The sequence below is a fragment of the Pseudonocardia sp. NPDC049635 genome, from assembly GCF_040659795.1.
In the GTDB taxonomy this organism is placed as follows: Bacteria; Actinomycetota; Actinomycetes; order Mycobacteriales; family Pseudonocardiaceae; genus Pseudonocardia.
The window spans coordinates 171,936-195,567 of sequence record NZ_JBFAON010000006.1 but is presented as its reverse complement, the minus strand read 5'-3'; the positions used below and the strand labels follow the sequence as shown (position 1 = coordinate 195,567).

Sequence of the window (23,632 nt, the reverse complement as noted above, 5' to 3'; positions counted from 1 at the left end):
ATTTCTTCTTTGTTGTCCTGTGTCCTCACCTCCCTCCCGGCCCGCGCCCCCCGCCCCCCCCCCACGACACCCGTGTGCGCTAGGGTTGCCCCGCAGATCGCGCCGGTGACGGTGCGGGTGCGGACGTAGCGCAGCTGGTAGCGCATCACCTTGCCAAGGTGAGGGTCGCGGGTTCGAGTCCCGTCGTCCGCTCGGGACTCGGCCCCTCAGGGGCGCCATCCGTTGCGGTGCCGCGCGAACCCGCCCTCGGAGGCGATCACCTGACCGGTGATCCAGTACGCCTCGTCGGTGCACAGCCAGGCGATCAGCCGGGCCGGGTCGTCCGGCTCCCCGAAGCGGCCGAACGGGAACATCTCCGCCATCGCGCGGAACGCCTCCGGCCCCAGGTAGCCGGTGTCGACCGGCCCCGGATTGACCGTGTTGACCCGGATCCGCCGGTCCGCCAGCTGATCGGCCAGGGTGAGCGTGATCCCGGCGACGGCGGCCTTCGCGGCCGCGTAGGCGACCTCACCGGGCATCGGGCCCTCCGCCTGACCGGAGGTCAGGAGCACGATCGCCGCGCCGGGGCGGTCGTCGTCGTGGGTGTTCGCGTACGCCTGGGCGAGCAGTATCGACGCCCGGGCGTCGACCGCCCAGTGCCGGTCCAGCTCCTCCCCCAGTTCCCCGAGCGGGCCGTCCGAACCGGACAGCGCCTGGTTCGCGACCAGCAGGTCCAGCGGGCCGGCGAGCCGGCGGGCGGTCTCGACGAGCTGCTGTGGGCCCGCCGGGTCGGCGAGGTCGGCGTGCACGTCGGCGACGATCGCGCCCTCGGCGGCCAGATGGCCGCGCACCTGTGCCACGGCGGCGGTGACGTCGTCGGCGCCCCACTCCTGGGTCGCGTCGTGCGGCGCGAAGTGGTGCACGACGACGCTCGCACCGTAGGCGGCGAACCGGCACGCCGTGGCGTGCCCGATCCCGCCGCGCCGCCCGGCGCCGGTGACGAGCGCGGTCCGGCCGCGCAGGGGCATCGGATCCCGCCGCAGGCTGTTCACCGCACCGGCATACCGGACGGCGCGGGCCACGTGCGACCCGATTTCACCCGCGGGACCGGTGCGCGGGCCGCTCGGTCCCCCGGGCGGGCGCCGGGCCGCCCGTCGTCACTGCGCCCGCGGCGCAGCCGCGTCACTGCGCCCGCGGCGCGGCGCCGTCAGAGCCACCGGGGCAGCTCCGGCAGGTCCGGCCGGGCCGGGCCGCGCCCGACCAACCAGGCCGCGGCCATCGCCACCGGCAGCTCCACCTTCTGCCGGTCGCCCTTGCCCGGAAGCTCGTGCAACGTCCGCGGGGTGCGCAGCACCACGGGCGGGCCGGTGCGCGAGGAACGCCAGGTCACCACGTCCTCGATCAGCGCGACCAGGAAGTCGGCCGGCAGGTCGGTGAACCGGACCCCGGCGTCGAGGTCGACCGCGTGGATGCAGGTCTCCCGGGCGCGCAGCCAGATCGTCTCCGCGGCCCGCACCGTGCGCCCCTGGGCCGTCACCACCGGTGCGGTCCAGGCGAGTGCCGGCATCGCGTCCATCGCCACCGCCAGCCGCTGCGCGGTGTCGCGGACCCGTTCCCGCAGATCCGGCCGCAGCGCCCCGGACTCGATCTCCGCGGCACGCTGCTCGGCGGAGGCGTACATCGGGTTCTCGACCCCGGTCCGGGCCCAGTCCAGCAGCCGGCCGAGCGCCTCGGCGTTCGACGCGACGTGGGCGAGCAGGTGTCTCCTGCTCCAGCCGGGCAGCGCGCACGGCAGGTCCAGCGCCGCGTCGTCGAGGGTGTCCACGGCGTCGAGCAGCAGCCGGGTCCCGGCGTCGGCCCAGGTGCGCGCGGCGGAGGTGGTCGCCGCCGTCACGCCGGCACCGAGGCGGGCGCGGCGACCGCGTTGCGCTGCGCCCCGAGACCCTCGACGGCGGTCTCGAGCACCGCACCGTCGGTGAGGTAGCGGCGCGGATCGCGGGCGTGCCCGACGCCACCCGGTGTGCCGGTGGCGATCACGTCACCCGGGTTGAGGGTGACGATGGTGGAGATGTAGGCGATCAGTGCGACCGGGTCGAACACCAGGTCGGAGGTGTCGGCCCGCTGGACGGTCTCGCCGTCGACGGCGCAGCTCAGGTCGAGCGCCGGGCGGACCCCGCCGGGCAGCTCGTCCGGGGTGACCAGCTGCGGGCCGAGCGGCGTCGTGGCTTCGAACGTCTTGCCCTGCAGCCACTGCACCGAGCGGTACTGCCAGTCCCGCATGGTCACGTCGTTGAGCACGGCGAATCCGGCGATGGCCGCCGCCGCCTCGGCCTCCGACGCCCGGCGGGTCCGCCGGCCGACGACGACCGCCAGCTCGGCCTCCCAGTCGACGCTCGACGACACGACGTCGAGCTCGATCACGTCGTTCGGGCCGATCAGCGCCTCGGGGAACTTCGCGAACAGCGTCGGGTGCTCGGGAAGCTCCCGGCCCATCTCCAGGATGTGCGAGCGGTAGTTCAGCCCGACGCAGAAGATCTTGCCGGGGTTCGGGACGACCGGGGCCAGGTCGGCGCCTGCCAGGTCGTGCCGCGGCCCGTCGGCCGAGGCGGCGCGTGCCTCCCACGTCGGGTCGGCGAGCAGGGCACCGAGGTCGGGGGCGCCGATCTCGACGGCCGTGTCACCGTCGATCCGGGCCGCCCGGTTGCCGGCGGGGGTCCGCAGGGTGGTCAGTCGCATGCTGTGTTCCTCTTTCTTCTCTGGTGGAGTTCAGGGGTTGTCGAGCTGGACGCGATCGAGGTGCAGACGTTCGAGGATCGGCGCGTCGCTGAACCGGAACAGGTCCAGTCCGGTCGCGGCGGTCACGGTGAGCGGTGCCCAGGACGGGACCGTCACCAGGTCGCCCCGGTGCACCGGCCACTCGCGGTCACCGACCCGCACGGTCGCCTCGCCGTCGAACACCTGCCAGACCGACGAGCCGACCTCGCGACGGGTCGCCGTCCGGGTGCCGGGGAGCAGCCGGTGCATCTCGGCGCGGATGGTGGGGAGCACGTCGCCGCCGGTGACCGGGTTGCTGAACCGCACGGCGGCGTGGCCGGGCTCCAGCACCCCGGGGCGGCCCTCGTCGGAGAGCGCCAGCTGCTCGCGCAACGCGGCGTCGGTGTGCTCCCACCGGTAGGCGGCGATCGGTGAGCACCGGGTCTCCCCGGTGACACCGACCGGCCGCAGGCCGGGGTGGGACCACAACCGCTCGGAGCGGGAGCGCGCCGGTGCCGACCGGTCGGGAACCTCCTCCGGGCCGTCCTCGAAGAAGCCGGAGCCCATGTGGTGGGCGAACGGGATGTCCAGCCCGTCCAGCCAGGCCATCGGCGCGTCCGACCGGTTGTGGTGGCCGTGGAAGCGCCAGCCGGGGGTGAGCAGGAAGTCGCCGCGGCGCATCGCGACCGGGTCGTCGTCGACGACGGTCCAGACACCCTCGCCCTCGACGACGAACCGGAACGCGTTCTGCGCGTGCCGGTGCACCGGGGCGTCCTCGCGGGGGTTCAGGTACTGGATCGCCGCCCACAACGTCGGGGTCGCGAACGGGGCGCCGCCCAGGCCGGGATTGGCGAGCGCGATCGCACGCCGTTCACCGCCCCGGCCGACCGGGACGAGATCACCGGAGCGTTCGGCCAGCTGCAGCAGCTCCGACCAGCACCACCGGTGCGGCACCGCCCGCGGCCGCGGCGACGGCGGCATCAGGTCACCGATCTCGGTCCACAGCGGGACCAGCGACTGCCGCTCGAAACCCCGGTAGAGCTCGGAGAGTGCGGGGCCGGGTTCGGGCTGGCCGGGTCCGCCGGTGGCACGCAGGGACACCGGCGAGGCATGGACGGTCATGCAGGGACTCCTTCCGGGCGGGACTCGCCCACCGGACGGCGGATCATCAGGAGGACGGCCCCGGCCGCCGCGGCGGCGAGGGCGAAGATCAGGAAGTTCGCGGCGACACCCATGCCCGCGGCCAGCAGCAGGCCACCGACCTGGGGAGCGGCGACGGCGCCGATCCGGCCGATCCCGAGCGCGACACCCAGCGCCGAGCCACGCATCGCGGCCGGGTACCGGCTCGCGACCATCGCGATGATCAGGCACTGCGTACCGTGGGTGCCGATCCCGGCGAGGACCAGTGCGAGATAGGACAGCACCGTTCCCGGGCCGGTCAGCAGCACCAGCAGCCCTCCGGCCGCGAGCGTGCAGGAGCCGATCGCGGTGTTCGCCGCCCCGAACCGCACCGCGGCGGCCGCGGCCAGCACCGACCCGGCGACCGCACCGAGGTTGAGCGCGAGCAGGAAGCCCAGCGCCGGTCCGAGCTCGAAGCCGGCGGTCCGCATCAGCTGGGGCAGCCAGGTGCCCAGCCCGTACCAGGTGAACAGGGTGGCGGCGGTGGCCAGCGCGAACAGCACGGTCGGGCGCAGGTAGGGCCCGCGGACCAGCTCGCGCGGTCCGGCCGCGGTCACGGTCCGCGCCGTGGGCCCGGGTTCCGGTTCGCGTGGTACGCGGTAGCGGGCCTCGATGATCTCGGCCTCCGCGGTGCGGCCCCGGCCGCGCAGCCACGCCGGGGACTCGGGCAGCCGGGCCATGCAGACCGGGACGACCAGCACCAGTGCGAGCAGGGCGATCCAGAACATCGGCCGCCAGCCGCCGACCGGGAGCACACCGATCCCGACGAGCGCGGCGATCGACCCTCCGATCGGGATGCCGGACATCATCAGGGTCGCGACCATCGGCCGGTAGCGCGCCGGGACGAACTCCGCACCGAGGGCGCTGGCCGCCGGGACGAGCCCGCCGAGCCCGAGGCCGGCCAGCAGCCGGAAGGTCCCGAACATGGCGGGCCCGGTCGCCAGTCCGCAGAACGCCGTGCACACCGAGAACAGCACGGTGCAGGCCAGGATGGTCCGCCGCCGGCCGAGCCGGTCGGTGAGGAAACCGGCCGCGAGGGCACCGAGCAGCATCCCGACGAACGCCATGCTCCCGATGAGGCCTGCGAGGCCGGGGTCCATGCCCCACCCCGGCTCCTCCAGGAGTGCGGGTAGCACGGTCCCGTAGACGATCAGGTCGTAACCGTCGAAGACGATCAGAAGCCAGCAGAGCAGCGTCACCGTGGCCGCCGCCCCTTGCCGAGACGTCACTGTCATGTCCCGGACGGTATGGGGATTCTGTAGAGCAGGCGATAGAATTCTGACATGAAGAATCGTCCGGCGTACGGGATCGACTCGGTCGATCACGCGCTGCGCCTCGCCACCCTGCTCAAACAGGAGGGCCCGCTGCGGGTCATGGAGGCCGCCGAGCACCTCGGCGTGGCTCGGTCCACCGCGCACCGGCTGCTCGCGATGCTGGTCTACCGCGACTTCGCCGAGCAGGACGACGACCGTCGCTACGTGGCCGGTCCCGCGTTGCGTCACCCGTCGTCGCCGGAGCCGGTCGCCGACCTGCGCCGGATCGCCGAACCGCACCTGCGCGAGCTGACCGCGCGGACCGGGGAGACGACCAGCGTGACCGTGACCGTCGGGCACCGGACCCGGTTCGTGGCGACCGTGGAGTGCACCCAGGTGCTACGCGTCGGGGACCGCGCCGGGCGAGTGCTCCCGGCCCATCTCGCCTCCGGCGGGAAGGCCGTGCTCGCCACACTGCCCGAGGAGGAGGTCCGGGCCCGCCTGGCCGAGCCGGACGCGGCCGAGACCGGTCCGGTCGACGTCGAGGCGCTGCTGCGCGAGCTGCGCCGGTGCCGCCGCCGCGGCTACGCGCTGAACGACCAGGCCACCGAGTCCGGGGTGACCGCGATCGGGCGGGCCGTGGACGGCCCGCCCGGGGCCGTCCCGGCCGCCGTCGCGATCGCCATGCCGACGGTGCGGTTCCGGCGGGACCGGATGGCCGAGCTCGGCGGCGCGCTGGCGAGCGCGACCGACCGGATCGGCACCGAGTGGGCCGCGGAGACGGCCGAGTACCGGGGCCGGTGACCGGGGTGCGACCCGGAGCCGGGAATCTCCTGCAAACCGGAACCGTTATCGTTTGTGGCCGCGACAGCAGGCGTCGACACAGGAGGAACCCCGTGAAGCCCGACATCCACCCCCAGTACGGACCGGTCGTGTACCAGGACATGTCGACCGGTGACCGGTTCCTGACCCGGTCCACAGAGACCTCCCGGGAGAGCGTCGAGTGGTCCGACGGCAACACCTACCCGCTGGTCCGGGTCGACATCACCTCGGCGTCGCACCCGTTCTGGACCGGCAACACCCGGGTGCTCGACGCCGCCGGGCAGGTGGAGAAGTTCCGCCGCCGGTTCGGCGAGCGCAAGCGCTGACCATCGGGCGGGCGGCCGCGGGGCTCCGCGACCGCCCGCCCTTGAGCCCGGTCTCGCACCGGGTGGTCCGGCCCGGATCAGCCTGCGCGACTGATCTCGGTCATCTCCGCGCGCGGGATCACCTTGATCCGCTCGCGACCGCGGGCCTCGCCCAGCCCTCGCTCGTGCTTGTCCAGGGCGAGCCAGCCGTCCCAGGTCGTGAACGGGACCCCCCGTCCTTCCAGCAGCGCGTCGACGGCCTCCGGGTCGCGCTGCGGGGCGCGGCGCAGCCCGGCGGCGTCGGCGAGCAGGCTGCCGACGGTCTCCGAGGCACAGCCCTTGGTGTGCCCGATCAGCCCGACCGGGCCGCGCTTGATCCACCCGACGGCGTAGACACCGGGGAGGCCCGCCACCCGGCCCGCCTCGTGCGGAACGACCCCGCGCGCCGCGTCGAAGGGCAGCCCGGCGAGCGGCGAGCCCGTGTAGCCGACGGCCCGGTACACCGCACCGACCGGGTACTCGGTGTACACCCCGGTACCGCGCACCGAGCCGTTGCCGGTGTACTCGGTGCGCTCGACCCGCAGCCCCTCCACCCGGTCGGTGCCGAGCACCCGGTCCGGGCGGGCGAAGAAGTGCAGGTGCACCCGGCGCGGATCACCGCGGCGGTCGCGGATGGCCCACTCCTGGAGAATCTTGACCACCATCTGGACGTGCTTGGTGGCCCGGATGTCGGCCATCGACCCGTCGTCGAACTCGACGTCCTCGGGGTCGACGATCACCTCGAGGCCGGGCACGTGGTCGAGCTCGCGCAGCTCCATCGGGCTGAACCGGGCCTGCGCGAGACCGCGTCGGGCGAACACGTGGACGTCGGTCGCCGGGTTCGCGGCGAGACCCGCGTGCACCGAGTCCGGTATCTCGGTGGTGAGCATGTCGTCGGTGGACTTGGCGAGCACCCTGGCGACGTCGAGCGCGACGTTGCCGGCGCCGATGACGGCCACCGACTGCGCATCGAGGGTCCACTCGCGGCCGACGTCGGGGTGGCCGTCGTACCACTGCACGAACTCGGCGGCACCGTGGCTGCCGGGCAGGTCGATACCCGGGATGTCCAGGTCACGATCGCGCTCGCATCCGGTCGCCACGATCACCGCGTCGTAGTGCTCGCGCAGGTCGTCCAGCGTCAGATCGGTGCCGTAGTGCACGTTGCCGAACAGCCGGACCGCCGGATTGTCCAGCACCCGGTGCAGGGCGTGCACGATCTGTTTGATCCGCGGGTGGTCGGGCGCGACGCCGTAGCGCACCAGGCCGAACGGTGCGGGCAGCTTCTCGAACAGGTCCACCGCCACCTCGGCGTCGGACTTGACCAGGGTGTCGGCGGCGTAGATCCCGGCCGGGCCGGCACCCACCACCGCGACGCGCAGCGCGTTCATCGTTCTCCTCGGGTCGACGACCCCCGAGCGTAGATGAAGGTAAGCCTTACCTTATTATGAGATAGCCGACATCGAGGTGCTGATCACCACGGTCGATGCGGGCTAGCCGAGCACCGTGCGCGGCAGCAGGTCCGGGAAGTGCCCGCCGATCCGCTCCGAGTGCCGACGCCACTCACGCGGGTACCCGAGCGAGACCTCGACGAACGGGACGCCGTCGACGGTCACCGTCCGCGGGATGTGCAGGTGACCGTGCACGACGGCCAGCGCCCGGTAGCGCCGGTGCCAGTCCGCGGTCGCCGTGGTCCCGCACCACAGCGCGAACTCCGGATGGTGCAGCACGTCGCAGGGTTCGCGGACCAGCGGCCAGTGGTTGACCAGCACCGTGGGCAGGGCGTCGTCGATCCCGTCGAGCCGGGCCGTCGTGGCCGCCACCCGGGCGACGCTCCACGCCTCCCGCGTCGGGTACGGGTCCGGGTGCATCAGGTGCTCGTCGGTGCACACCACCCCGGCCGCGTAGGCCACCGCGAGACCTTCCGCCGAGGTGGAGGTCCCGGCGGGCAGGAACGAATAGTCGTAGGGCACGAACAGCGGGGCGACCACCGCCGGTCCGCCCGGCCCGTCCCACACCGGGTACGCGTCCTCCGGGGTGTGCACGCCGATCTCGCGGCAACGGCGGACCAGCTCGTCGTACCGGGCGACGCCGGCCAGCTGTTCGACCTCCTCCGCACGGGCGTTCTTGGCGCGGGTCCAGAGCTCGTGGTTGCCGGGCGTCCAGAGCACCGCGTCGAACCGCTCGCGCAGCGCCGCCAGGGTGCCGACGACTCCCTCGATGCGTTCGTCGACGTCACCGGCGACGATCAGCCAGTCGTCGGGATGGGCCGGGGTGAGCGCGTCGGCGATCGTCCGGTTCTCGGCGTGCCGGACGTGCAGATCGCTCACCGCGAGCAGACGCGGACCGTTGTGGGCTGGCACGACACCAGTAGTACCCGGCGCAGGCCACCGGACCGGACAGGGATGGCCGAAAGTTCCTTACCGCCAGTAGCTTACCGGCAGTAGCCTCGACGTCGAGCTGCGACGACGAGGACACGACCGAGGAGGTCACCATGGCGGGATCGCGCGGGGCGCGGCGCTGGATCCGATGGGTGCTGCGGCACGGGGCGGTACGGCGGGAGGTCACCCGGCAGGCGGCCAAGGGCGACCTGGGCGCCCGGATGATCATCGACGCGGACGCGGTACGGGACCCGTACCCGCACTACGAGGCCCTCCGGGCGCAGGGCCGTCTCGTGCGCTCCGCGCTGAGCTGGACCACCGTCGACCACGAGATCACCACCGAGGTGCTGCGCAGCCCCGACTTCTGCGTCGGGATGCGGATGCCGGAGAACACCCCCGGCCTGCTCAATGCGGCGCTGCGGGCGGGCGGCCGCTGGCCGCTGGGGCCCGCCGAGCCGCCGTCGCTGCTCTCGATCGACCCGCCCGACCACAACCGGATCCGCAAGCTGGTCGCCCGCTCGTTCAGCGCGAAGGCGATCACCCGGTTGCGCGGCCGCACCGAGGAGGTCGCCACCGCCCTGCTCGACGACATGGACGCCCGCGGCACGGCACGCTCCGGTGGGTTGCGGCGGGCCGACGTCGTCGCGCAGTACGCCTCGCTGCTGCCCGCCACCGTGATCGCCGAGATGCTCGGGGCGCCGCTGTCGATGCGCGAGGACTTCCTGCGCTGGGGCGAGGGCGGCGCCTACTCCCTCGACATGGGCCTGACCTACCCGATGTTCCGGCGCTCGGAGCGCGACATCGACGCGCTGGCCGACTGGATGGACGGGCACTTCGAGCACCTGCGCCGCAACCCCAACGACAGCATCCTGTCCTCACTGGTCCAGGCCTACGACGACGAGGAGGGCCGGCTCACCCACGACGAGCTGCTGTCGCTGGCGATGCTGCTGCTCGCCGCCGGGTTCGAGACCACCGTCAACCTGATCGGCAACGGCACCCGGCTGCTGCTGACCCACCCCGACCAGCTGGAACGGCTGCGCGCCGATCCCTCCCTCTGGCCCAATGCCGTCGACGAGATCCTGCGCTTCGACTCCCCGGTGCAACGCACCGGCCGGGTCGCCGCGCGGGACACCGAGGTCTGCGGCTTCCCGATCAGGCGGGGTGCGCTGGTGCTGACCCAGCTCGGCGGAGCCAACCGGGACCCGGCGGTGTTCACCGACCCCGGGCGGTTCGACGTCGGCCGGGAGAACGCGGACCGGCACGTCGCGTTCAGCCAGGGCATCCACTACTGCCTGGGTGCGGCGCTGGCCAAGATGGAGGGCGAGGTCGGCCTGCGGGCGCTGTTCGACCGTTACCCGGACCTGCAGAGCGACGGGCCCGCGGAGCTGCGCGGGACCAGGGTGCTGCGCGGCTACCGCAGCCTGCCGGTCCGGCTGGGCGAGACCAGGACCGGCGTGGGGGAGCCGGTCGGCTGAACCCGGCTCAGGCCCGGGTGGACGCGCTCGTCACGCTCGTCGTGACCAGGCTGATGATCGCCATGCCGATCACCAGGTGGATGACCCCGGTGGCGATCCGGACGGTGAGCGGCTCGGTCGAGAACGCCAGCGGGTAGACCGTCGCCACCGCGGTGAGCAGGCCCGCGATCCAGCCGAAGTAGGCCATCGGGCTGGGCACCGCGATCAGCAGGAGCTGCGCGAGCCCGGTCGCCGCCAGCGCGGCGAGCGCGGCCACGACGGCGAGCTGGACCGCGGCGTCCCAGCCGCCGATCGCGTCGCCCTCGATCGGCGCCAGGTACGGGATCTGCAGCAGCACCCGGACGATCAGGAACCCGACCATCGCGATCAGCGCGGCGATCACCGCGGTCGCGACACCACCGGCCCACAAGCGGCCTGCCTGAACGGCCGGCCGTCGCGGGACGTGCGGGTCCCGGCTCATCTCACGGGTCCGGTCGTCCTCGGACATCGTCGTCTCCCCCGGGTCTCGCGGTCGTCAGTGGATCGGGCAGGTGGATCGGGCCGGTGGATCGCGCGCGACAGTGTGACGCATCCGTGCCGGGCACGCGTGATCACCCGGCGTGCCCGGAGGTTACGCCGCGGTCGGACGGTGCGGAACCGGCGGCATCGAGCGGCCAGGTGAGTCCCACCGATCGTGGGTGCTCCGCCCGCACCCACCGAGATGCAGATCAGCGGGCCGGGTACGCAGCACGGCGCCCGCTGAGCTGCATCTCGGCGAGCTGCAGGTCAGCCGCACGGCGGGCCCGGGGGGCGGACCAGGCGGACGAGCAGCCGGTCCGCCTCGGCGACCGGGTCCGTGGTCAGGCCCGCGTGCACCGGGCCGGGCGCGACGATGGTGCTGCGCGCCGTCGTCAGCCTGCGGAAGCGACGCCCGATGTCCTCGCCCGCACCCGGGCCGCGGGCGGCGAGCGCCCCGGTGGCGTGCCGGTCCGAGCGGGGCGGCTCCGGGACCGAGGCGACCGCCGCGATCGTCGCGAGCACATCGGCGACGGCGTCGGCGTCGGCGTACGGGTCCAGCGCGGCGAGCCGGCCGCGGTCGAGCTCGACCCGGACGACGAGTGCGTCGCGCGCGCGGCAGTACAGCAGCACCCCGGCGTTCATCGCCTCGCCGCGCTCGATCCGGGGGATCACCTGGAGCAGCGCGTACTCGTAGCCGACCGGGCCGCTCACCGACCCGCTCCCCCGATCCGCAGCCAGGACGGGTGGCGCGGCTCCCGGGCGACCGGCCGCGGCCTGCCCCCCGCGACCGTCTCGGCCACCCCCGGCAGCCAGGACGAGCGCTGCGCCACCCGTTCGAGCAGCGCACCGCGGTAAGCGGCCCGGACCGCATCGGCCGAGTCGAAGCCGTCGGCGACCTCCAGCCACTCGTCGGGCACGAGCGCCAGCACGTCGTCGAGCAGCTCCGCGGTGACCAGCGGGGCGAGCGCGGCGTCGGCGGCGGCCAGGTCCGGGTGCGCCCCCAGCAGCACGTGGTCACCCGCGTCGAACGGGCGGGCCGGGAACCGCGAGACCGAGGGCCAGTCATGGGCGAAGGTGAGCGTCGCCCCGTGGTCGATCAGGTACGGGCTGCGATGCCACAGCAGCATGTTCGAGTTCCGCCAGGACCGGTCGACGTTGCCGACCAGCGCGTCGAACCACAGCACCCGCCCGGCGAGGGCGGGGCCGACGTCGAAGGCCAGCGGGTCGAGGTCCAGCGCCCCGGGCAGGAAGTCGATCGCCAGGTTCAGTCCCGAGGACCGTCGCAGCAGCTCCTGGACCTCCTGGTCCGGCTCGGTGCGGCCGAGGCCGCCGTCGACGGTGATCGTCACGATCTCCGGGACCGGCAGCCCCAGCCCGCGGGCCAGCTCCCCCGCCACGATCTCGTTGACCAGCACCGGCCGGCCCTGCCCGGCGCCGGTGAACTTCACCGCGTAGCTGCCGAGGTCGTCGGCTTCCATCAGGCCGGGCAGCGAGCCGCCCTCGCGCAGCGGGAGCACGTAGCGGACGGCGGTCACATGACGCAGGCCCCGCTCGGGCGAGGCCGGTGGGGAGGACACGGCGCGAGGGTAGTGGTGCGCGACCGCCCGCACCCCGTGGCGTCGGGGTGCGGGCGGGTGGCGGGTCACCGGCCCGTCCGGCACCGGGGTCGCGCGGACGGGCCGGGAGGTCCGGGGGGTCCGGCGCGTCAGACCGACACGGTCTGCCGCGGAATGGCCTGGGTCTGCTCGATCCGGCGCTCGGCGTGCTTGGCGATCAGGTCGTCCGCGCTGAACCGGCCGGGGCCGGAGACCATGAAGGCGAGGAGCGCGCAGATGATCACACCGACCAGCGCCCAGCCGTTGTCGGCCATGAACAGGCCGTTCTGCCCGTGCACGAAGTAGATCGCTCCGGCCATCACGAACACCATCAGTGCCGAGGGAACGACCATCCGCAGGCCCAGCAGCAGCGACACGGACACGACCAGCTCGACGACGATCGTGAACGAGGCCGCCGCGATGGCCAGCGGGATGCCGAACTTGCTGAACACCGCGGCCGTGTCGAACACGCCCGCCTGGATCTTGTTCAGGGCGTGCATCATCAGGATGTAGGCGAGCACGACACGACCGACGAGCAGGACGACGTCGCGGGGGGTGCCGGTCAGGGAGCGGTACACGGTGCCTCCAGGGTGCAGACATGATCACGTCGGGTGACACGGTGATCACTGGCTGCACAAGAGCCTAGGAGATCAATCGCCCTGCGCCACCCGGCCCAGCGACTCTGCGCGACGAGCTGACTGCATCACGCGACGAGTGTCGTCGCGCTCACAGCTCACCGCGCGGCGCCCGCCACGACCGGACGGTCCGACACCGCGACCGGTCCGGGCCACGACGAGCGGACCCGACCTCCGCCCGTCCGTGCTGGTCACGCGCACGGAACGTGCACGCCGGCCGGGCTCGCCTCACCCGACCGCACCATTACCGTCGAGTAACCCATGGCGGGATCACCGACGGTTCGCGGCCCCCGCAGCCGGACGTTCCCGACGGACCGCCCGTCGCGGACGGCGCCGTGCGCGGCGGGCGGTACCCCCGGCTGGCCCAGCGCAGCGGACCCCGTGTGGAGCGCCGCCGGTGCCACCACCGGCCCCGGCGCCGCCCGGACGTGTCGGCGCGCTCCGGGGTGGGTGCTGGGGAATGATGGGACCGTGTCCGACACGAGCACCGACATCACCGCCACTCCGGAGTGGACCGCGCTGACCGAGCACGCGGCGCAGGTCGAGCCCCGCCACCTACGGGACCTCTTCGACGAGGACCCGGGCCGGGCGGCCGCGTTCACCGTCCGCGGCGCCGACCTGGTCCTCGACCACTCCAAGCACCGGATCACCCGGGAGACGGTCGGTCTGCTGGTGGCGCTCGCCCGCGCGGCCGGGCTCGCCGAACGCACCGAGGCCATGTTCAACGGTGAGCGCATCAACACCTCCGAGAACCGGGCGGTGCTGCACACCGCCCTGCGGTTGCCCCGCGACGCGACGCTCGTCGTGGACGGTCGGGACGTCGTCGCCGACGTGCACGAGGTGCTCGACCGGATGGGGGCCTTCACCGACGCGGTGCGATCCGGCGCCTGGACCGGTTTCACCGGGCAGCCGATCCGCACCGTGGTCAACATCGGCATCGGCGGTTCCGACCTCGGCCCGGTGATGGCCTACGAGGCACTGCGCGACTACGCGCGGCGCGACCTCGAGTGCCGCTTCGTGTCCAACATCGACCCGACCGACCTGACCGAGGCGCTGACCGGGCTGGACCCGGCGACCACGCTGTTCGTCGTCTCCTCCAAGACCTTCACCACCCAGGAGACGCTGACCAACGCGCGCAACGCCCGGTCCTGGCTGCTCGCCGGGCTCGGCACCGACGACGAGAAGGCGATCGCCCAGCACTTCGTCGCCGTGTCCACCAACGCCGAGAAGGTCGCCGGGTTCGGCATCTCCACCGACAACATGTTCGGGTTCTGGGACTGGGTCGGCGGCCGGTACTCGGTCGACTCCGCGATCGGGTTGTCGCTGATGTGCGCCATCGGCAAGGAGCACTTCGCCGAGTTCCTGGCCGGCATGCACGCCATGGACGAGCACTTCCGGACCGCTCCGCCGGAGGAGAACCTGCCGGTCATCGCCGGGCTGCTCGGCATCTGGTACACGAACTTCTTCGGCGCCGAGACCCGCGCGGTGCTCCCCTACAGCCAGTACCTGCACCGGCTGCCCGCCTATCTGCAGCAGCTGACGATGGAGTCCAACGGCAAGTCCGTCCGCGGTGACGGCACCCCGGTCACCACCGTCACCGGTGAGATCTTCTGGGGCGAACCGGGCACCAACGGCCAGCACGCCTTCTACCAGCTGCTGCACCAGGGCACCCGGCTCGTCCCGGCGGACTTCATCGGCTTCGCCCGCCCGCACCACTCGCTCCCCGGCTCCGGCGACGGCCCTGACGACGGCGCCGGGGACATGCACGACCTGTTCATGGCGAACCTGTTCGCGCAGACCGCGGCGCTCGCATTCGGCCGGACCGCCGAGGAGATCGCGGCCGAGGGCACCCCGGCCGAGCTGGTGCCGCACAAGGTGATGCCCGGCAACCGGCCGTCGTCGACGATCCTGGCCGAGAAGCTGACCCCCTCCGTACTGGGCCAGCTGATCGCGTTCTACGAGCACGTCACGTTCGTCGAGGGCACGATCTGGGGCATCGACTCCTTCGACCAGTGGGGCGTGGAGCTCGGCAAGGTGATGGCCCGGCAGTTCGGGCCCGCGCTCTCCGCGGCGAACCCGCCGTCGGCCCAGGAGGCCGGTCTGGACCCGTCCACGGCGGCGCTGATCGAGCGCTACCGGGCGTGGCGCGGGCGGTGAGCGCCCGCGCCACGCGCCCGCTCGCGGCCGTCGCGCTCGGTCTGCTCGTGGTGGCGGCGGCTCTGATGGCCGTCGCCGGCTCCGGTGCGCTGAACGAGCGGGACGTCGAGACCGTCGCCGGCCTGGCCGAGGAGCGGCGGCCGGTGGCGACCGCGACGGCGCTGGTCGTCACCGAGCTCGGCAACACCGTGGCCAGCGCGGCCCTCGCGCTCCTCGTCGGCGGGGTGCTGGCCTGGCGCGGGCACCGGGCCGAGGGGTTGTGCGTGGCCGTCGTGCCGCTGCTGTCGAGCGTGGTGTTCACCGTCTTGAAGCGGCTCCTCGACCGGGCCCGGCCGCCGGAGGAGCTGCAGGTGATGGCGGTGGCGAACGAGTCGCTGCCCTCCGGTCACGCGGCGATGGCGGCCGCCGCGTGGACCGTGCTGGTGCTCGTGCTGTGGCCGCGCCTGGCGGCGCGGGGTCGCGCGCTGCTCACCGCGTTCGCGGTGCTGTGGGTCGCCGCCGTCGGTCTCACCCGGATCTACCTGGGCGTGCACTGGGTGTCCGACGTGCTCGCCGGCTGGGCACTGGGGGCCGGGCTGGCCTTCGCGGCAGTGGCGGTACTGGCCGCGGTGACGGCGCGCCGCGCCGCGCAGGTCTGACCGGCCGCGCCGGGCCGCCCGGTGCGGCCGGGATCAGCCCCCGGGCGCCCGCTCCTCGTCGGCCGGCGGGTCCAGGGCGCGGGTGACGGCCTCGGCACGCGAGCGGGTCGCGGCGAGTTCGCGGGCGGTCTCGATCCAGGCGACGACGTCGGAGCGCACCCAGGCCCCGCGCAGCGCGTCGGCACCGCGCGACCAGGTGCGCAGCACGCCGGTCGCCTCACCGGCCGAGGCCGAACGCCGCCACCGGCGATCCGTGGCGAGCACCCTGGTCATCGCCCCGACCGCGCGCATGGCCTTCGCCACCTCGGCCACGTTCTCGATCGGCACCGGCAGCCCGGCGACGGCGTGCGCGACCTGCGCCCGGCGCGCCACGACGACCAGGACGACCAGCAGCACCAGCACCAGCGCCAGCCCGGTCAGTGCCGGGCCGGTGCCGAGGAAGGCACCGAGCACGGCGGCGACGGCGACCACCGGCACCGCGAACCGCAACCGGCGGGTCCAGCCGCTCAGCGCGAGCGCCCTGCGCTGCGCGGCCCGGTCCGGCGGGCCCTGCTCGGCCCGGACCAGGCCGCGCTCGGCGAACAGCAGGGCGGCATCCGAGTCGTCGTCCGGCACACCGGGATCATGCCACCGTGCCCGGCACGCGGAACACGCGCGCACCGCCCCCGCGCACCGGCACGCACCTCGACAACCGGTTCGACGACCCGTCCTCGTCGACCGTGGCCGCCGGCCGGCCCGAGCCGCTGCGCGCCGGCCCCCTGCGGCCCCTCCAACGCGATCCCGGGGTCCCTGCCGACGTCAACCCTCCAGCCAGGTCAGCACCGCCATCACCCGCCGGTGGTCGTCCGACGACGGCGGCAGCCCGAGCTTGGTGAAGATCGACGAGATGTGCTTCTCGACGGCCCCCTGGGTGATCACCATCAGGCGTCCGATGGCGGTGTTGGTGCGGCCCTGCGCCATCAGCTCCAGCACTTCGCGTTCGCGGGGCGACAGCTCCGCCAGCGGGTCGCGGCGACGGCGCCGGGTGAGCAGGGCCGAGACGACCTCCGGGTCCAGCACGGTGCCACCTGCCGCGACCCTGGTGAGCGCGTCGGAGAGGTCGGCGAGCTTGGACACCCGGTCCTTGAGCAGGTAGCCGACACCGCCACCGGCCTCCAGCAGGTCGGTCGCGTAGGACTCCTCCACGTACTGGGAGAGCACCAGGATCCCGATGTCCGGGTGGGTCCTGCGCACCTCCAGGGCCGCCCGCAGTCCCTCGTCGGTGAACGACGGCGGCATCCGCACGTCCACCACCGCCACTTCCGGACGGTGCTCGGCCACCGCCGAGACCAGCGTCCCGCCGTCCCCGACGGCGGCGAGCACCGTCGCGCCCGCCTCCTCCAGGAGCCGGACCAGTCCCTCCCGCAGGAGCATCGAGTCCTCGGCGAGCACAACGCGCATCGTCATGGGGCCATCCTCGTCCGTGGTCCGCGGCGTGCTCACCCCTCCCCCAGCCCGGCGACCGGCACCTCGGCGGTGAGCACGGTCGGCCCGCCCGGCGGGCTGTGCACCTCCAGGCTGCCCTCGACGATCTCCAGCCGGTCGGCCAGTCCGGCCAGGCCGTGCCCCTTGCCCAGGTGCGCGCCACCGCGGCCGTCGTCGCGCACCTCGACCCGCAGCACCGTGTCGTCGGCGGTGACCGTCACCGTCACCGCCGACGCCCCGGCGTGCTTGGCGACGTTGGTCAGGGCCTCGGACACCACGAAGTAGGCGGTGCTCTCGACCAGCGCGGGGAGCCGGGTGCCCGCCGCCAGCCCCACGTCGAGGTCCACCGGGACCGGGCACCGGCCTGCCGCGGCGGCCAGCGCGGGCCCCAGGCCACGGTCGGCGAGGATCGGCGGGGCGATGCCGCGGGACAGGGCGCGCAGCTCCGACAGCGCCTCGCGGGTCTGCTCCAGCGCTTCGTCCAGCAGCGGGCGGGCGCGTTCGGGATCGTCGTCGTCGAGTCGCCGCACCGCCGCCTCGAGATCCATCCCGAGCCGGACCAGCCGTTGCTGCGGCCCGTCGTGGATGTCCCGTTCGAGCCGCAGCAGTGTCTGGGCCTCCGCGGCGACGGCGGCCCGCCTGCCCGACGCGAGGGCCTGCGCGCGGGCGCGCAGCGCCGCGGTCTGGTTGGTGAGCAGACCACGGGCCAGCAGCGCCCGCACGTCGGTCAGCCACCGCACGACCGTGGGCAGCGTGACCAGCAGCAGGACGCCGAGGCCGGTGTTCAGCGCGATGTCCCCCGCTCCGGAGTGCACACCGGTGACCGACCGGAACAGGGTCCAGTCCTCCCGGCCGCGCGGGATCGACCACTGCCAGAACACGTAGAGCAGACCACCGAGCCCCGCCACCGACCAGGCGAGAGCGACCGCGGCCGTCACCGCTCGCAGCGGTAACCCGGTCACCGCGTGCGCGACGTCGCGCCAGCTCTGCGGATCGGCCAGGGCCCGGAAGAGCCTGCCCATCAGCCGCCGGCCGCGGTTGGCGCGGTAGTGGTGCGGTGGCAGCGGGCGCCCGGTCGCCGCCTCGGTGGCACGCCGCTCCAGCTCGGCGAACCCGCGGGCGGCGGCCAGCGTGCCGACGGTGATCGGGATCCCGATCCACAGGACGAACGTCCCCGCCCCGAGTAGCAGCCCCACGATCACGACCACCCCGCTGACGACCGCCAACGGCAGGCCGGCCAGCAGGTAGGTCATCTGCGCTCCGAGCCGGGTCCGGCCGGGCCAGCCGGACGGCCAGTGCACCGAATGCGGCAGCTGCAACGACCCGTCCCGGACCACCTGGTCGCGGACCGCGCCGGTGCCCCAGCGCTCCATCGCAGGGACCAGGTGTGGATCCAGCGGGCTGCCGGAGGCGCCCCGGACCGGGCCCGCCACCGGCCCACCGGAACCCGCCGGATCGCCCCCGGGCCCTCGGGCGGGCGTCTCGGGCATGGCGGGTCCCCTCAGGTCTCGGTGATGCGGTCGAGAATAGGTGGCGCGACCCGGCCCGCAGCGCCGCCGTGCACACCGGCACCGGCCGTCCGCACGGGGGTCGTGGCGTCCGCACGGGATCCGGCCCCACGCGGACGGGGTGATCCGTGTGGCCCCCGGCTCCGGGGCCGGCGCGGTGGCGACGCCGGATGTGCGGCACCGGGAACGGGGAACGCCCCGCCCGGCGATGCCGGACGGGGCGTTCGCCGGAGCGGGATCAGTGGTGGGCGACACCCCGGTGGTACTCGAACACGAGCCCACCGACGGCGATCAGGATCAGGGTGAACCCGACCGTCACCAGCCAGAGGTGCCAGAACGCGAGACCGATCGCGGTCAGCGCCGCGGCGGCGGCCACACCCAGCGGCCAGTAGCTGCCCGGGGAGAAGAAGCCGACCTCGCCCGCCCCGTCGGAGATCTCGGCCTCCGGGTTGTCCTCGGGCCGCTCCTCCAACCGGCGGGCGACGAACCGGAAGTAGGTACCGATGATCAACGACAGGCCCGCGGTCAACCAGAGCGCCGTCGTGCCCACGACCTCCTGGGTCAGGAACATGTAGACCAGCGCGGCGATGATGAAGAACCCGGTGCAGATCTCGAAGATCCGGGACTCGATCTTCATGAGTCGTACTCCCCTCAGCCCGTGACCTGCGCGGCCAGCTGGCCACGGTCGGTCGGGAACGGCGTCGTCGTGATCGCCTCGGGAGCGCACCACTCGCCGCAGTTCAGCTGCTGCAGTGCCTCACCGGCGGTGTAGGGCCGGCCGGTGACCGGGTTGGATTCCTTGCGGAGCTGGATGTACCGGTCGTAGAGAGCGGGCTCGAGAGCGCGCACCTCGAAGTTCATCTGTGAGTGGTAGGTGCCGCAGAGCTCGGCGCAGCGGCCGACGAAGGCACCCTCGGTGTCGATGTTGTCGATCACGTAGGAGTTGTCCTGGTCGTTGCGCTCGGGGAACGGGAAGACGTCGCGCTTGAACAGGAACTCGGGCACCCAGAACGAGTGGACCACGTCGGGCGAGCGCTGGGTGAACTCGATCGACCGGTCCGTCGGCAACACCAGGATCGGAATGACGTCGCTGGTGCCCAGGGTGCTCACCGGCCGGCCGTCGGGGCCGAGCTCGTCGGGGTAGGAGAACTCCCAGTTCCACTGGAAACCGACGATGTCGACCCGGACGTCGGCCGGTCCACCCGCGGAGGCCTCGTCCTTGTCCACGTAGTTCTGCACGTTGACGGTGAAACCGAACAGCACGGCGACGATGACGGTCGGGATGGCGGTGAAGACGAGCTCCACCGGCAGGTTGTACTGGGTCTGACGCGGGAGGGAACCGTCGTCGTCTTTGCGCTTGCGGTGGAAGATCATCGTCCAGAACATGGTGCCCCAGGTGATGACGCCGACGAGGAGCGCAGCGATCGCGGACCAGGTCCAGAGGTTCCGCATGCTCTCGGCCTCGGGGGTGACCCCGACCGGCCACCCGAAGCGGATGACCTCCTCGACCGAGCAGCCGGACAGCACCGGTACCGCCAGCACGCCCGCGATCCCGACCATCGCCGCCCGGGTGGTCCGGGAGCGGCCTTTCGTTCGGGCCACTGCGCGCCGCCTTCCTGTCGTCTCCTGCGTCAGCCGCACTGCCAGCACGTTCTTACCTGCCTCGCCGTCACCACGGGAACGGCCGGGACGGCCACCACCCACTCGAACGGAGCACCGTCTTCGACCTCGCGTAGAGACTAGACGAACACCGCTCGGCGCGCGTGCCCCGGGGTCGTCGGCGCGGACGCCTCGCCGGGCCGCGCCGAGCCCGGCGGCCGGGCCGGAATCGGGCAGTCTCGCAGCACGAAGTCCGCTTCGCCCCGGGGCGCGCACGACGCGTCCGGATGACTCGTCATACTGGCTTTCGTGTGCGGACTGCTGGGACTGCTGACCGCCGGGGCGGACGCCGCCAACCGGGTCGAGCCGATCGCCGACGCGCTGCGCTGTGCGCGGCACCGCGGCCCGGACGAGGGCGCGACGTGGAACGACCACGATCTCGTCCTCGGGTTCAACCGCCTGTCGATCATCGACGTCGACCACTCGCACCAGCCCCTGCACTGGGGCCCGGTGCCGGGTGAGGACACCCGTTACACGATCGTCTTCAACGGCGAGATCTACAACTACCTCGAGCTCCGCGAGGAGCTGATCGAGACCTACGACGCCGCGTTCGCCACCGAGGGCGACGGCGAGGTCATCGTCGCCGCGTTCCACTACTGGGGGCCGGACGCCGTGCAGCGGCTGCGCGGGATGTTCGCGTTCGCCATCTGGGACGCCGTCGAGCGGGAGATGTTCCTGGCCCGCGACCCGTTCGGCATCAAGCCGATGTTCCTGGCGACCACCGCCGCCGGCACCGTGTTCGCGAGCGAGAAGAAGTCGATCCTCGCGCTGAGCGCCGAGCTGGGGCTGGGCCTGGACCTGGAGCCCGCGGCGCTGCAGCACTACCTGACCCTGCAGTACGTCCCGGAGCCGATGTCGCTGCACCGGATGATCTCCCGGGTCGAGTCCGGCACGCACGTCACCGTCCGGCCCGGCGAGGAGCCGCTGCACCAGCGCTACTTCGCACCGAAGTTCATCTCGCTGCCCAGCCATGCCCCGGCCAGCGCCGAGGCGGAGGCGATCGTGCACGGCGAGATCGCCGATGTGCTGCGGGACTCGGTGGCCAAGCACATGCGCGCGGACGTGACCGTGGGCGCGTTCCTCTCCGGCGGCATCGACTCGACCGCGATCGCGGCGCTCGCCAAGGAGCACAACCCGAACCTGATCACCTTCACCACCGGCTTCGAGCGCGAGGGCTACTCCGAGGTCGACGTGGCCGCCGAGTCGGCCGCCGCGATCGGCGTCCGGCACGTGGTCCGCACGGTCAAGCCGGACGAGATGATGGAGTCGCTGCCGCTGATCATCTGGTACCTCGACGACCCGGTCGCCGATCCGGCCCTGGTCCCGCTGTGGTTCATCGCCCGCGAGGCCCGCGAGCACGTCAAGGTCGTGCTGTCCGGGGAGGGGGCCGACGAGCTGTTCGGCGGCTACTCGATCTACCGGGAGCCGCTGTCGCTGGCCCCGTTCGAGAAGGTCCCCGGCAGCCTCAAGCCGATCATGCGCCGGGCGTCGCGGCGGATGCCGGAGGGCATGCGCGGCAAGGACCTGCTGCGCCGCGGTTCACTGAGCCTGGAGCAGCGCTACTACGGCAACGCGCGGATCTTCCGGGACGACCAGCTGCACCAGGTGCTGCGCGGCTACGACCCCCGGGTGTCGCACCAGGACGTCACCGCCCCGCACTACTTCGCCTCGCACGACTGGGATCCGGTCGCGCGGATGCAGCACGTGGACCTGTTCACCTGGCTGCGCGGCGACATCCTGGTCAAGGCCGACAAGATGACGATGGCGCACTCGCTGGAGCTGCGGGTGCCCTTCCTCGATCCCGAGGTGTTCGAGATCGCGTCGTCCCTGCCGCAGTCGCAGAAGATCACCCACGGGTCGAACGGCACCACCAAGTACGCGCTGCGCCGGGCCTGCGAGGGCATCATCCCGCCGCACGTGCTGAACCGGCCCAAGCTGGGCTTCCCGGTGCCGATCCGGCACTGGCTGCGGGACGAGATGTACGCCTGGGCCCGCGACATCCTGCAGAACTCCGGTGCCGGGCACCTGATCGACCTGCAGGCGGTGCACCGCATGCTGGACGCGCACCGGGAGGGTCCGATCGACCACTCGCGGCGCATCTGGGCCGTGCTGGTGTTCCTGATCTGGCACGGCATCTTCGTCGAGCGCCGGATCGTGCCGGACGTGCCGACGCCCAGCTACCCGGTCAAGATCTGACCCGGAGCGCGCCCGCCGGGCCGCGGACCTCGCCGGGCCGTGGTGCGCCGGCGGGGAGCGCAGCCGCACCGGCCCGGATAGCGGACCGGCCGGCACCCGCGGTGTCGCGGAGCCGGCCGATCGGTGGCACGGGAGCGGATGGTCAGGCGGGGAGCGCGGCCGTGATCTCGTCGGCCGCGCTGTCCCCGAAGGCGTCGCGCAGCCGGGCCAGGGCGGCGTCCCGCTGCCAGGTCCACTCCTGCGGCCCGTCGGTCTCCAGCACGTAGGTCGCGATCAGCGCGCCGAGCTGGGCGGAACGCTCCAGGGGCAGCCCGCCGCTCAGCCCGGTCAGCAGCCCGGCGCGGAACGCGTCCCCCACGCCGGTCGGGTCGACCGTCTCGGTCGGGGGCACCACGTCCACCCACGTCTCGGTCCCGTCCGCGGCGACGATCACCGAGCCCTTCTCGCTGTAGGTGGTGATCCGGGTGCCGACCCGGGAGGCGACGTCCTGGGCGGTCCAGCCGGTCTTCTTGAGCAGCAACTCGAACTCGTAGTCGTTGCTGATCAGGTAGGTGGCCCCGTCGACCAGCCGCTTCACCTCGTCGCCGCCCATCCGGGCGAGCTGCTGCGAGGGATCGGCGATGAACGGGTAGCCCTTCTCCCGGCACTCGTCGGTGTGCCGGAGCATGGCCTCGGGGTCGTTCGCGCCGATGTGCACGAACTCGAACCCGCCGAGGCGTTCGGCGATCGGGGCCAGCTCGATCTCGCGGGCGCGGGCCATCGCGCCGGTGTAGAAGGACGCGATCTGGCGCATGTCGTCGTCGGTGGTGCAGGTGAACCGGGCGGTGTGCACGTCGTCGAAGGTGGCGACCCCCGAGGTGTCGACGCCGGCCTTCTCCAGCACCGAGCGGTACTCGGCGAAGTCCGGGCCCACCGCGCCCACCAGGACCGGCTTCTGGCCGAGCACCCCGAGCGCGTAGGAGATGTTCCCCGCCACCCCGCCACGGCGGACCACGAGCTCGTCGACCAGGAAGCTGACCGAGATCCGGTCGAGCTGCTCGGCGAGGATCTGCTCGGAGAACTTCCCCGGGAAGTGCATCAGGTTGTCGGAGGCGATCG

General features: G+C 73.1%; 23 protein-coding genes and 1 tRNA gene. 7 read left to right on the top strand and 17 right to left on the bottom strand.

The genetic code is table 11. The features are described from left to right. Positions 1-119: 119 nt before the first annotated feature. Positions 120-192, top strand: a tRNA-Gly gene (locus AB0J24_RS10525). 14 nt (positions 193-206) lie between these two features. On the opposite strand, the gene AB0J24_RS10520 is transcribed toward AB0J24_RS10525, so the two are convergent. The 5 genes from AB0J24_RS10520 to AB0J24_RS10500 all read right to left on the bottom strand — a co-directional run bounded on the left by AB0J24_RS10520 (position 207) and on the right by AB0J24_RS10500 (position 5,147). Further along, positions 207-1,031 carry an SDR family oxidoreductase gene (locus tag AB0J24_RS10520; protein ID WP_358678602.1) on the bottom strand — a complete coding sequence of 275 codons (825 nt, stop codon included), beginning with the start codon at positions 1,029-1,031 and terminating at the stop codon, positions 207-209. Between the two features lie 155 nt (positions 1,032-1,186). Continuing rightward, positions 1,187-1,873, bottom strand: coding sequence for a maleylpyruvate isomerase family mycothiol-dependent enzyme (locus AB0J24_RS10515; RefSeq protein ID WP_358678599.1), 687 nt, complete (start codon positions 1,871-1,873; stop codon positions 1,187-1,189). Continuing rightward, positions 1,870-2,715 carry a fumarylacetoacetate hydrolase family protein gene (locus AB0J24_RS10510; RefSeq protein ID WP_358678596.1) on the bottom strand — a complete coding sequence of 282 codons (846 nt, stop codon included), beginning with the start codon at positions 2,713-2,715 and terminating at the stop codon, positions 1,870-1,872. The genes AB0J24_RS10515 and AB0J24_RS10510 overlap by 4 nt, the downstream gene beginning before the upstream one ends. Before the next feature lie 30 nt (positions 2,716-2,745). Continuing rightward, the gene (locus AB0J24_RS10505) at positions 2,746-3,855 is read right to left on the bottom strand and encodes a cupin domain-containing protein (RefSeq protein WP_358678593.1); all 1,110 of its coding nucleotides are present in this window, start codon (positions 3,853-3,855) and stop codon (positions 2,746-2,748) included. Continuing rightward, positions 3,852-5,147, bottom strand: coding sequence for an MFS transporter (locus tag AB0J24_RS10500; protein ID WP_358678591.1), 1,296 nt, complete (start codon positions 5,145-5,147; stop codon positions 3,852-3,854). Before AB0J24_RS10500 ends, AB0J24_RS10505 begins: the two co-directional genes overlap by 4 nt. Positions 5,148-5,195: 48 nt before the next feature. Between AB0J24_RS10500 and AB0J24_RS10495 the strand changes: the two genes are divergently transcribed. Both AB0J24_RS10495 and AB0J24_RS10490 read left to right on the top strand, forming a co-directional pair. Further along, the gene (locus AB0J24_RS10495; protein WP_358678588.1) at positions 5,196-5,969 is read left to right on the top strand and encodes an IclR family transcriptional regulator; all 774 of its coding nucleotides are present in this window, start codon (positions 5,196-5,198) and stop codon (positions 5,967-5,969) included. Between the two features lie 92 nt (positions 5,970-6,061). After that, positions 6,062-6,313, top strand: a complete 252-nt coding sequence (locus tag AB0J24_RS10490) for a type B 50S ribosomal protein L31 (protein WP_358678585.1) — start codon at positions 6,062-6,064, stop codon at positions 6,311-6,313. A 77-nt stretch (positions 6,314-6,390) separates the two neighbouring features. Here AB0J24_RS10490 and AB0J24_RS10485 read toward each other — a convergent pair whose 3' ends face one another. Together AB0J24_RS10485 and AB0J24_RS10480 are read right to left on the bottom strand one after the other, a co-directional pair. Beyond that, positions 6,391-7,719: an FAD-dependent oxidoreductase gene (locus AB0J24_RS10485; RefSeq protein ID WP_358678582.1), complete on the bottom strand. Its 1,329-nt coding sequence runs from the start codon at positions 7,717-7,719 to the stop codon at positions 6,391-6,393. A 102-nt stretch (positions 7,720-7,821) separates the two neighbouring features. Next, positions 7,822-8,658 (bottom strand): metallophosphoesterase, encoded by an 837-nt coding sequence (locus AB0J24_RS10480; RefSeq protein WP_358678579.1) that lies wholly within the window; start codon positions 8,656-8,658, stop codon positions 7,822-7,824. A gap of 164 nt (positions 8,659-8,822) precedes the next feature. On the opposite strand from AB0J24_RS10480, the gene AB0J24_RS10475 reads away from it, so the two are divergent. After that, on the top strand, positions 8,823-10,184 hold the full coding sequence (locus AB0J24_RS10475; RefSeq protein WP_358678576.1) for a cytochrome P450: 1,362 nt from the start codon (positions 8,823-8,825) through the stop codon (positions 10,182-10,184). A 7-nt stretch (positions 10,185-10,191) separates the two neighbouring features. Here the strand turns inward: AB0J24_RS10475 and AB0J24_RS10470 are convergent, their stop codons facing one another. The 4 genes from AB0J24_RS10470 to AB0J24_RS10455 all read right to left on the bottom strand — a co-directional run bounded on the left by AB0J24_RS10470 (position 10,192) and on the right by AB0J24_RS10455 (position 12,855). After that, positions 10,192-10,671, bottom strand: a complete 480-nt coding sequence (locus tag AB0J24_RS10470) for a DUF6069 family protein (RefSeq protein WP_358678573.1) — start codon at positions 10,669-10,671, stop codon at positions 10,192-10,194. 278 nt (positions 10,672-10,949) lie between these two features. Next, positions 10,950-11,393 (bottom strand): DUF3037 domain-containing protein, encoded by a 444-nt coding sequence (locus tag AB0J24_RS10465; RefSeq protein ID WP_358678570.1) that lies wholly within the window; start codon positions 11,391-11,393, stop codon positions 10,950-10,952. Then, entirely contained in the window at positions 11,390-12,259 is an 870-nt protein-coding gene (locus AB0J24_RS10460; RefSeq protein ID WP_358678567.1) for a HipA family kinase, read from the bottom strand. The genes AB0J24_RS10465 and AB0J24_RS10460 overlap by 4 nt, the downstream gene beginning before the upstream one ends. Before the next feature lie 128 nt (positions 12,260-12,387). Then, entirely contained in the window at positions 12,388-12,855 is a 468-nt protein-coding gene (locus tag AB0J24_RS10455; protein ID WP_358678564.1) for a DoxX family protein, read from the bottom strand. 528 nt (positions 12,856-13,383) lie between these two features. Between AB0J24_RS10455 and pgi the strand changes: the two genes are divergently transcribed. Both pgi and AB0J24_RS10445 read left to right on the top strand, forming a co-directional pair. Next, positions 13,384-15,069 (top strand): glucose-6-phosphate isomerase, encoded by a 1,686-nt coding sequence (pgi, locus tag AB0J24_RS10450; protein WP_358678561.1) that lies wholly within the window; start codon positions 13,384-13,386, stop codon positions 15,067-15,069. Then, on the top strand, positions 15,066-15,707 hold the full coding sequence (locus AB0J24_RS10445; protein WP_358678558.1) for a phosphatase PAP2 family protein: 642 nt from the start codon (positions 15,066-15,068) through the stop codon (positions 15,705-15,707). Before pgi ends, AB0J24_RS10445 begins: the two co-directional genes overlap by 4 nt. Positions 15,708-15,740: 33 nt before the next feature. On the opposite strand, the gene AB0J24_RS10440 is transcribed toward AB0J24_RS10445, so the two are convergent. From AB0J24_RS10440 to AB0J24_RS10420, 5 genes are all read right to left on the bottom strand, one after another. After that, entirely contained in the window at positions 15,741-16,322 is a 582-nt protein-coding gene (locus tag AB0J24_RS10440) for a hypothetical protein (RefSeq protein WP_358678555.1), read from the bottom strand. A gap of 183 nt (positions 16,323-16,505) precedes the next feature. Further along, on the bottom strand, positions 16,506-17,147 hold the full coding sequence (locus AB0J24_RS10435; protein ID WP_358678764.1) for a response regulator transcription factor: 642 nt from the start codon (positions 17,145-17,147) through the stop codon (positions 16,506-16,508). 38 nt (positions 17,148-17,185) lie between these two features. Beyond that, a complete protein-coding gene (locus tag AB0J24_RS10430; RefSeq protein WP_358678552.1) occupies positions 17,186-18,661 on the bottom strand; it encodes a sensor domain-containing protein in 1,476 nt (491 codons plus the stop codon). A 256-nt stretch (positions 18,662-18,917) separates the two neighbouring features. Next, the gene (locus tag AB0J24_RS10425; RefSeq protein ID WP_358678550.1) at positions 18,918-19,316 is read right to left on the bottom strand and encodes a cytochrome c oxidase subunit 4; all 399 of its coding nucleotides are present in this window, start codon (positions 19,314-19,316) and stop codon (positions 18,918-18,920) included. Between the two features lie 14 nt (positions 19,317-19,330). Then, a complete protein-coding gene (locus AB0J24_RS10420; RefSeq protein ID WP_358678761.1) occupies positions 19,331-20,239 on the bottom strand; it encodes a cytochrome c oxidase subunit II in 909 nt (302 codons plus the stop codon). A gap of 348 nt (positions 20,240-20,587) precedes the next feature. Here AB0J24_RS10420 and asnB point away from each other — a divergent pair, with 348 nt between their 5' ends. After that, positions 20,588-22,534 carry an asparagine synthase (glutamine-hydrolyzing) gene (asnB, locus tag AB0J24_RS10415; protein ID WP_358678547.1) on the top strand — a complete coding sequence of 649 codons (1,947 nt, stop codon included), beginning with the start codon at positions 20,588-20,590 and terminating at the stop codon, positions 22,532-22,534. A 142-nt stretch (positions 22,535-22,676) separates the two neighbouring features. Here asnB and AB0J24_RS10410 read toward each other — a convergent pair whose 3' ends face one another. After that, positions 22,677-23,612: a carbohydrate kinase family protein gene (locus AB0J24_RS10410; protein ID WP_358678758.1), complete on the bottom strand. Its 936-nt coding sequence runs from the start codon at positions 23,610-23,612 to the stop codon at positions 22,677-22,679. Between the last annotated feature and the right edge of the window lie 20 nt (positions 23,613-23,632).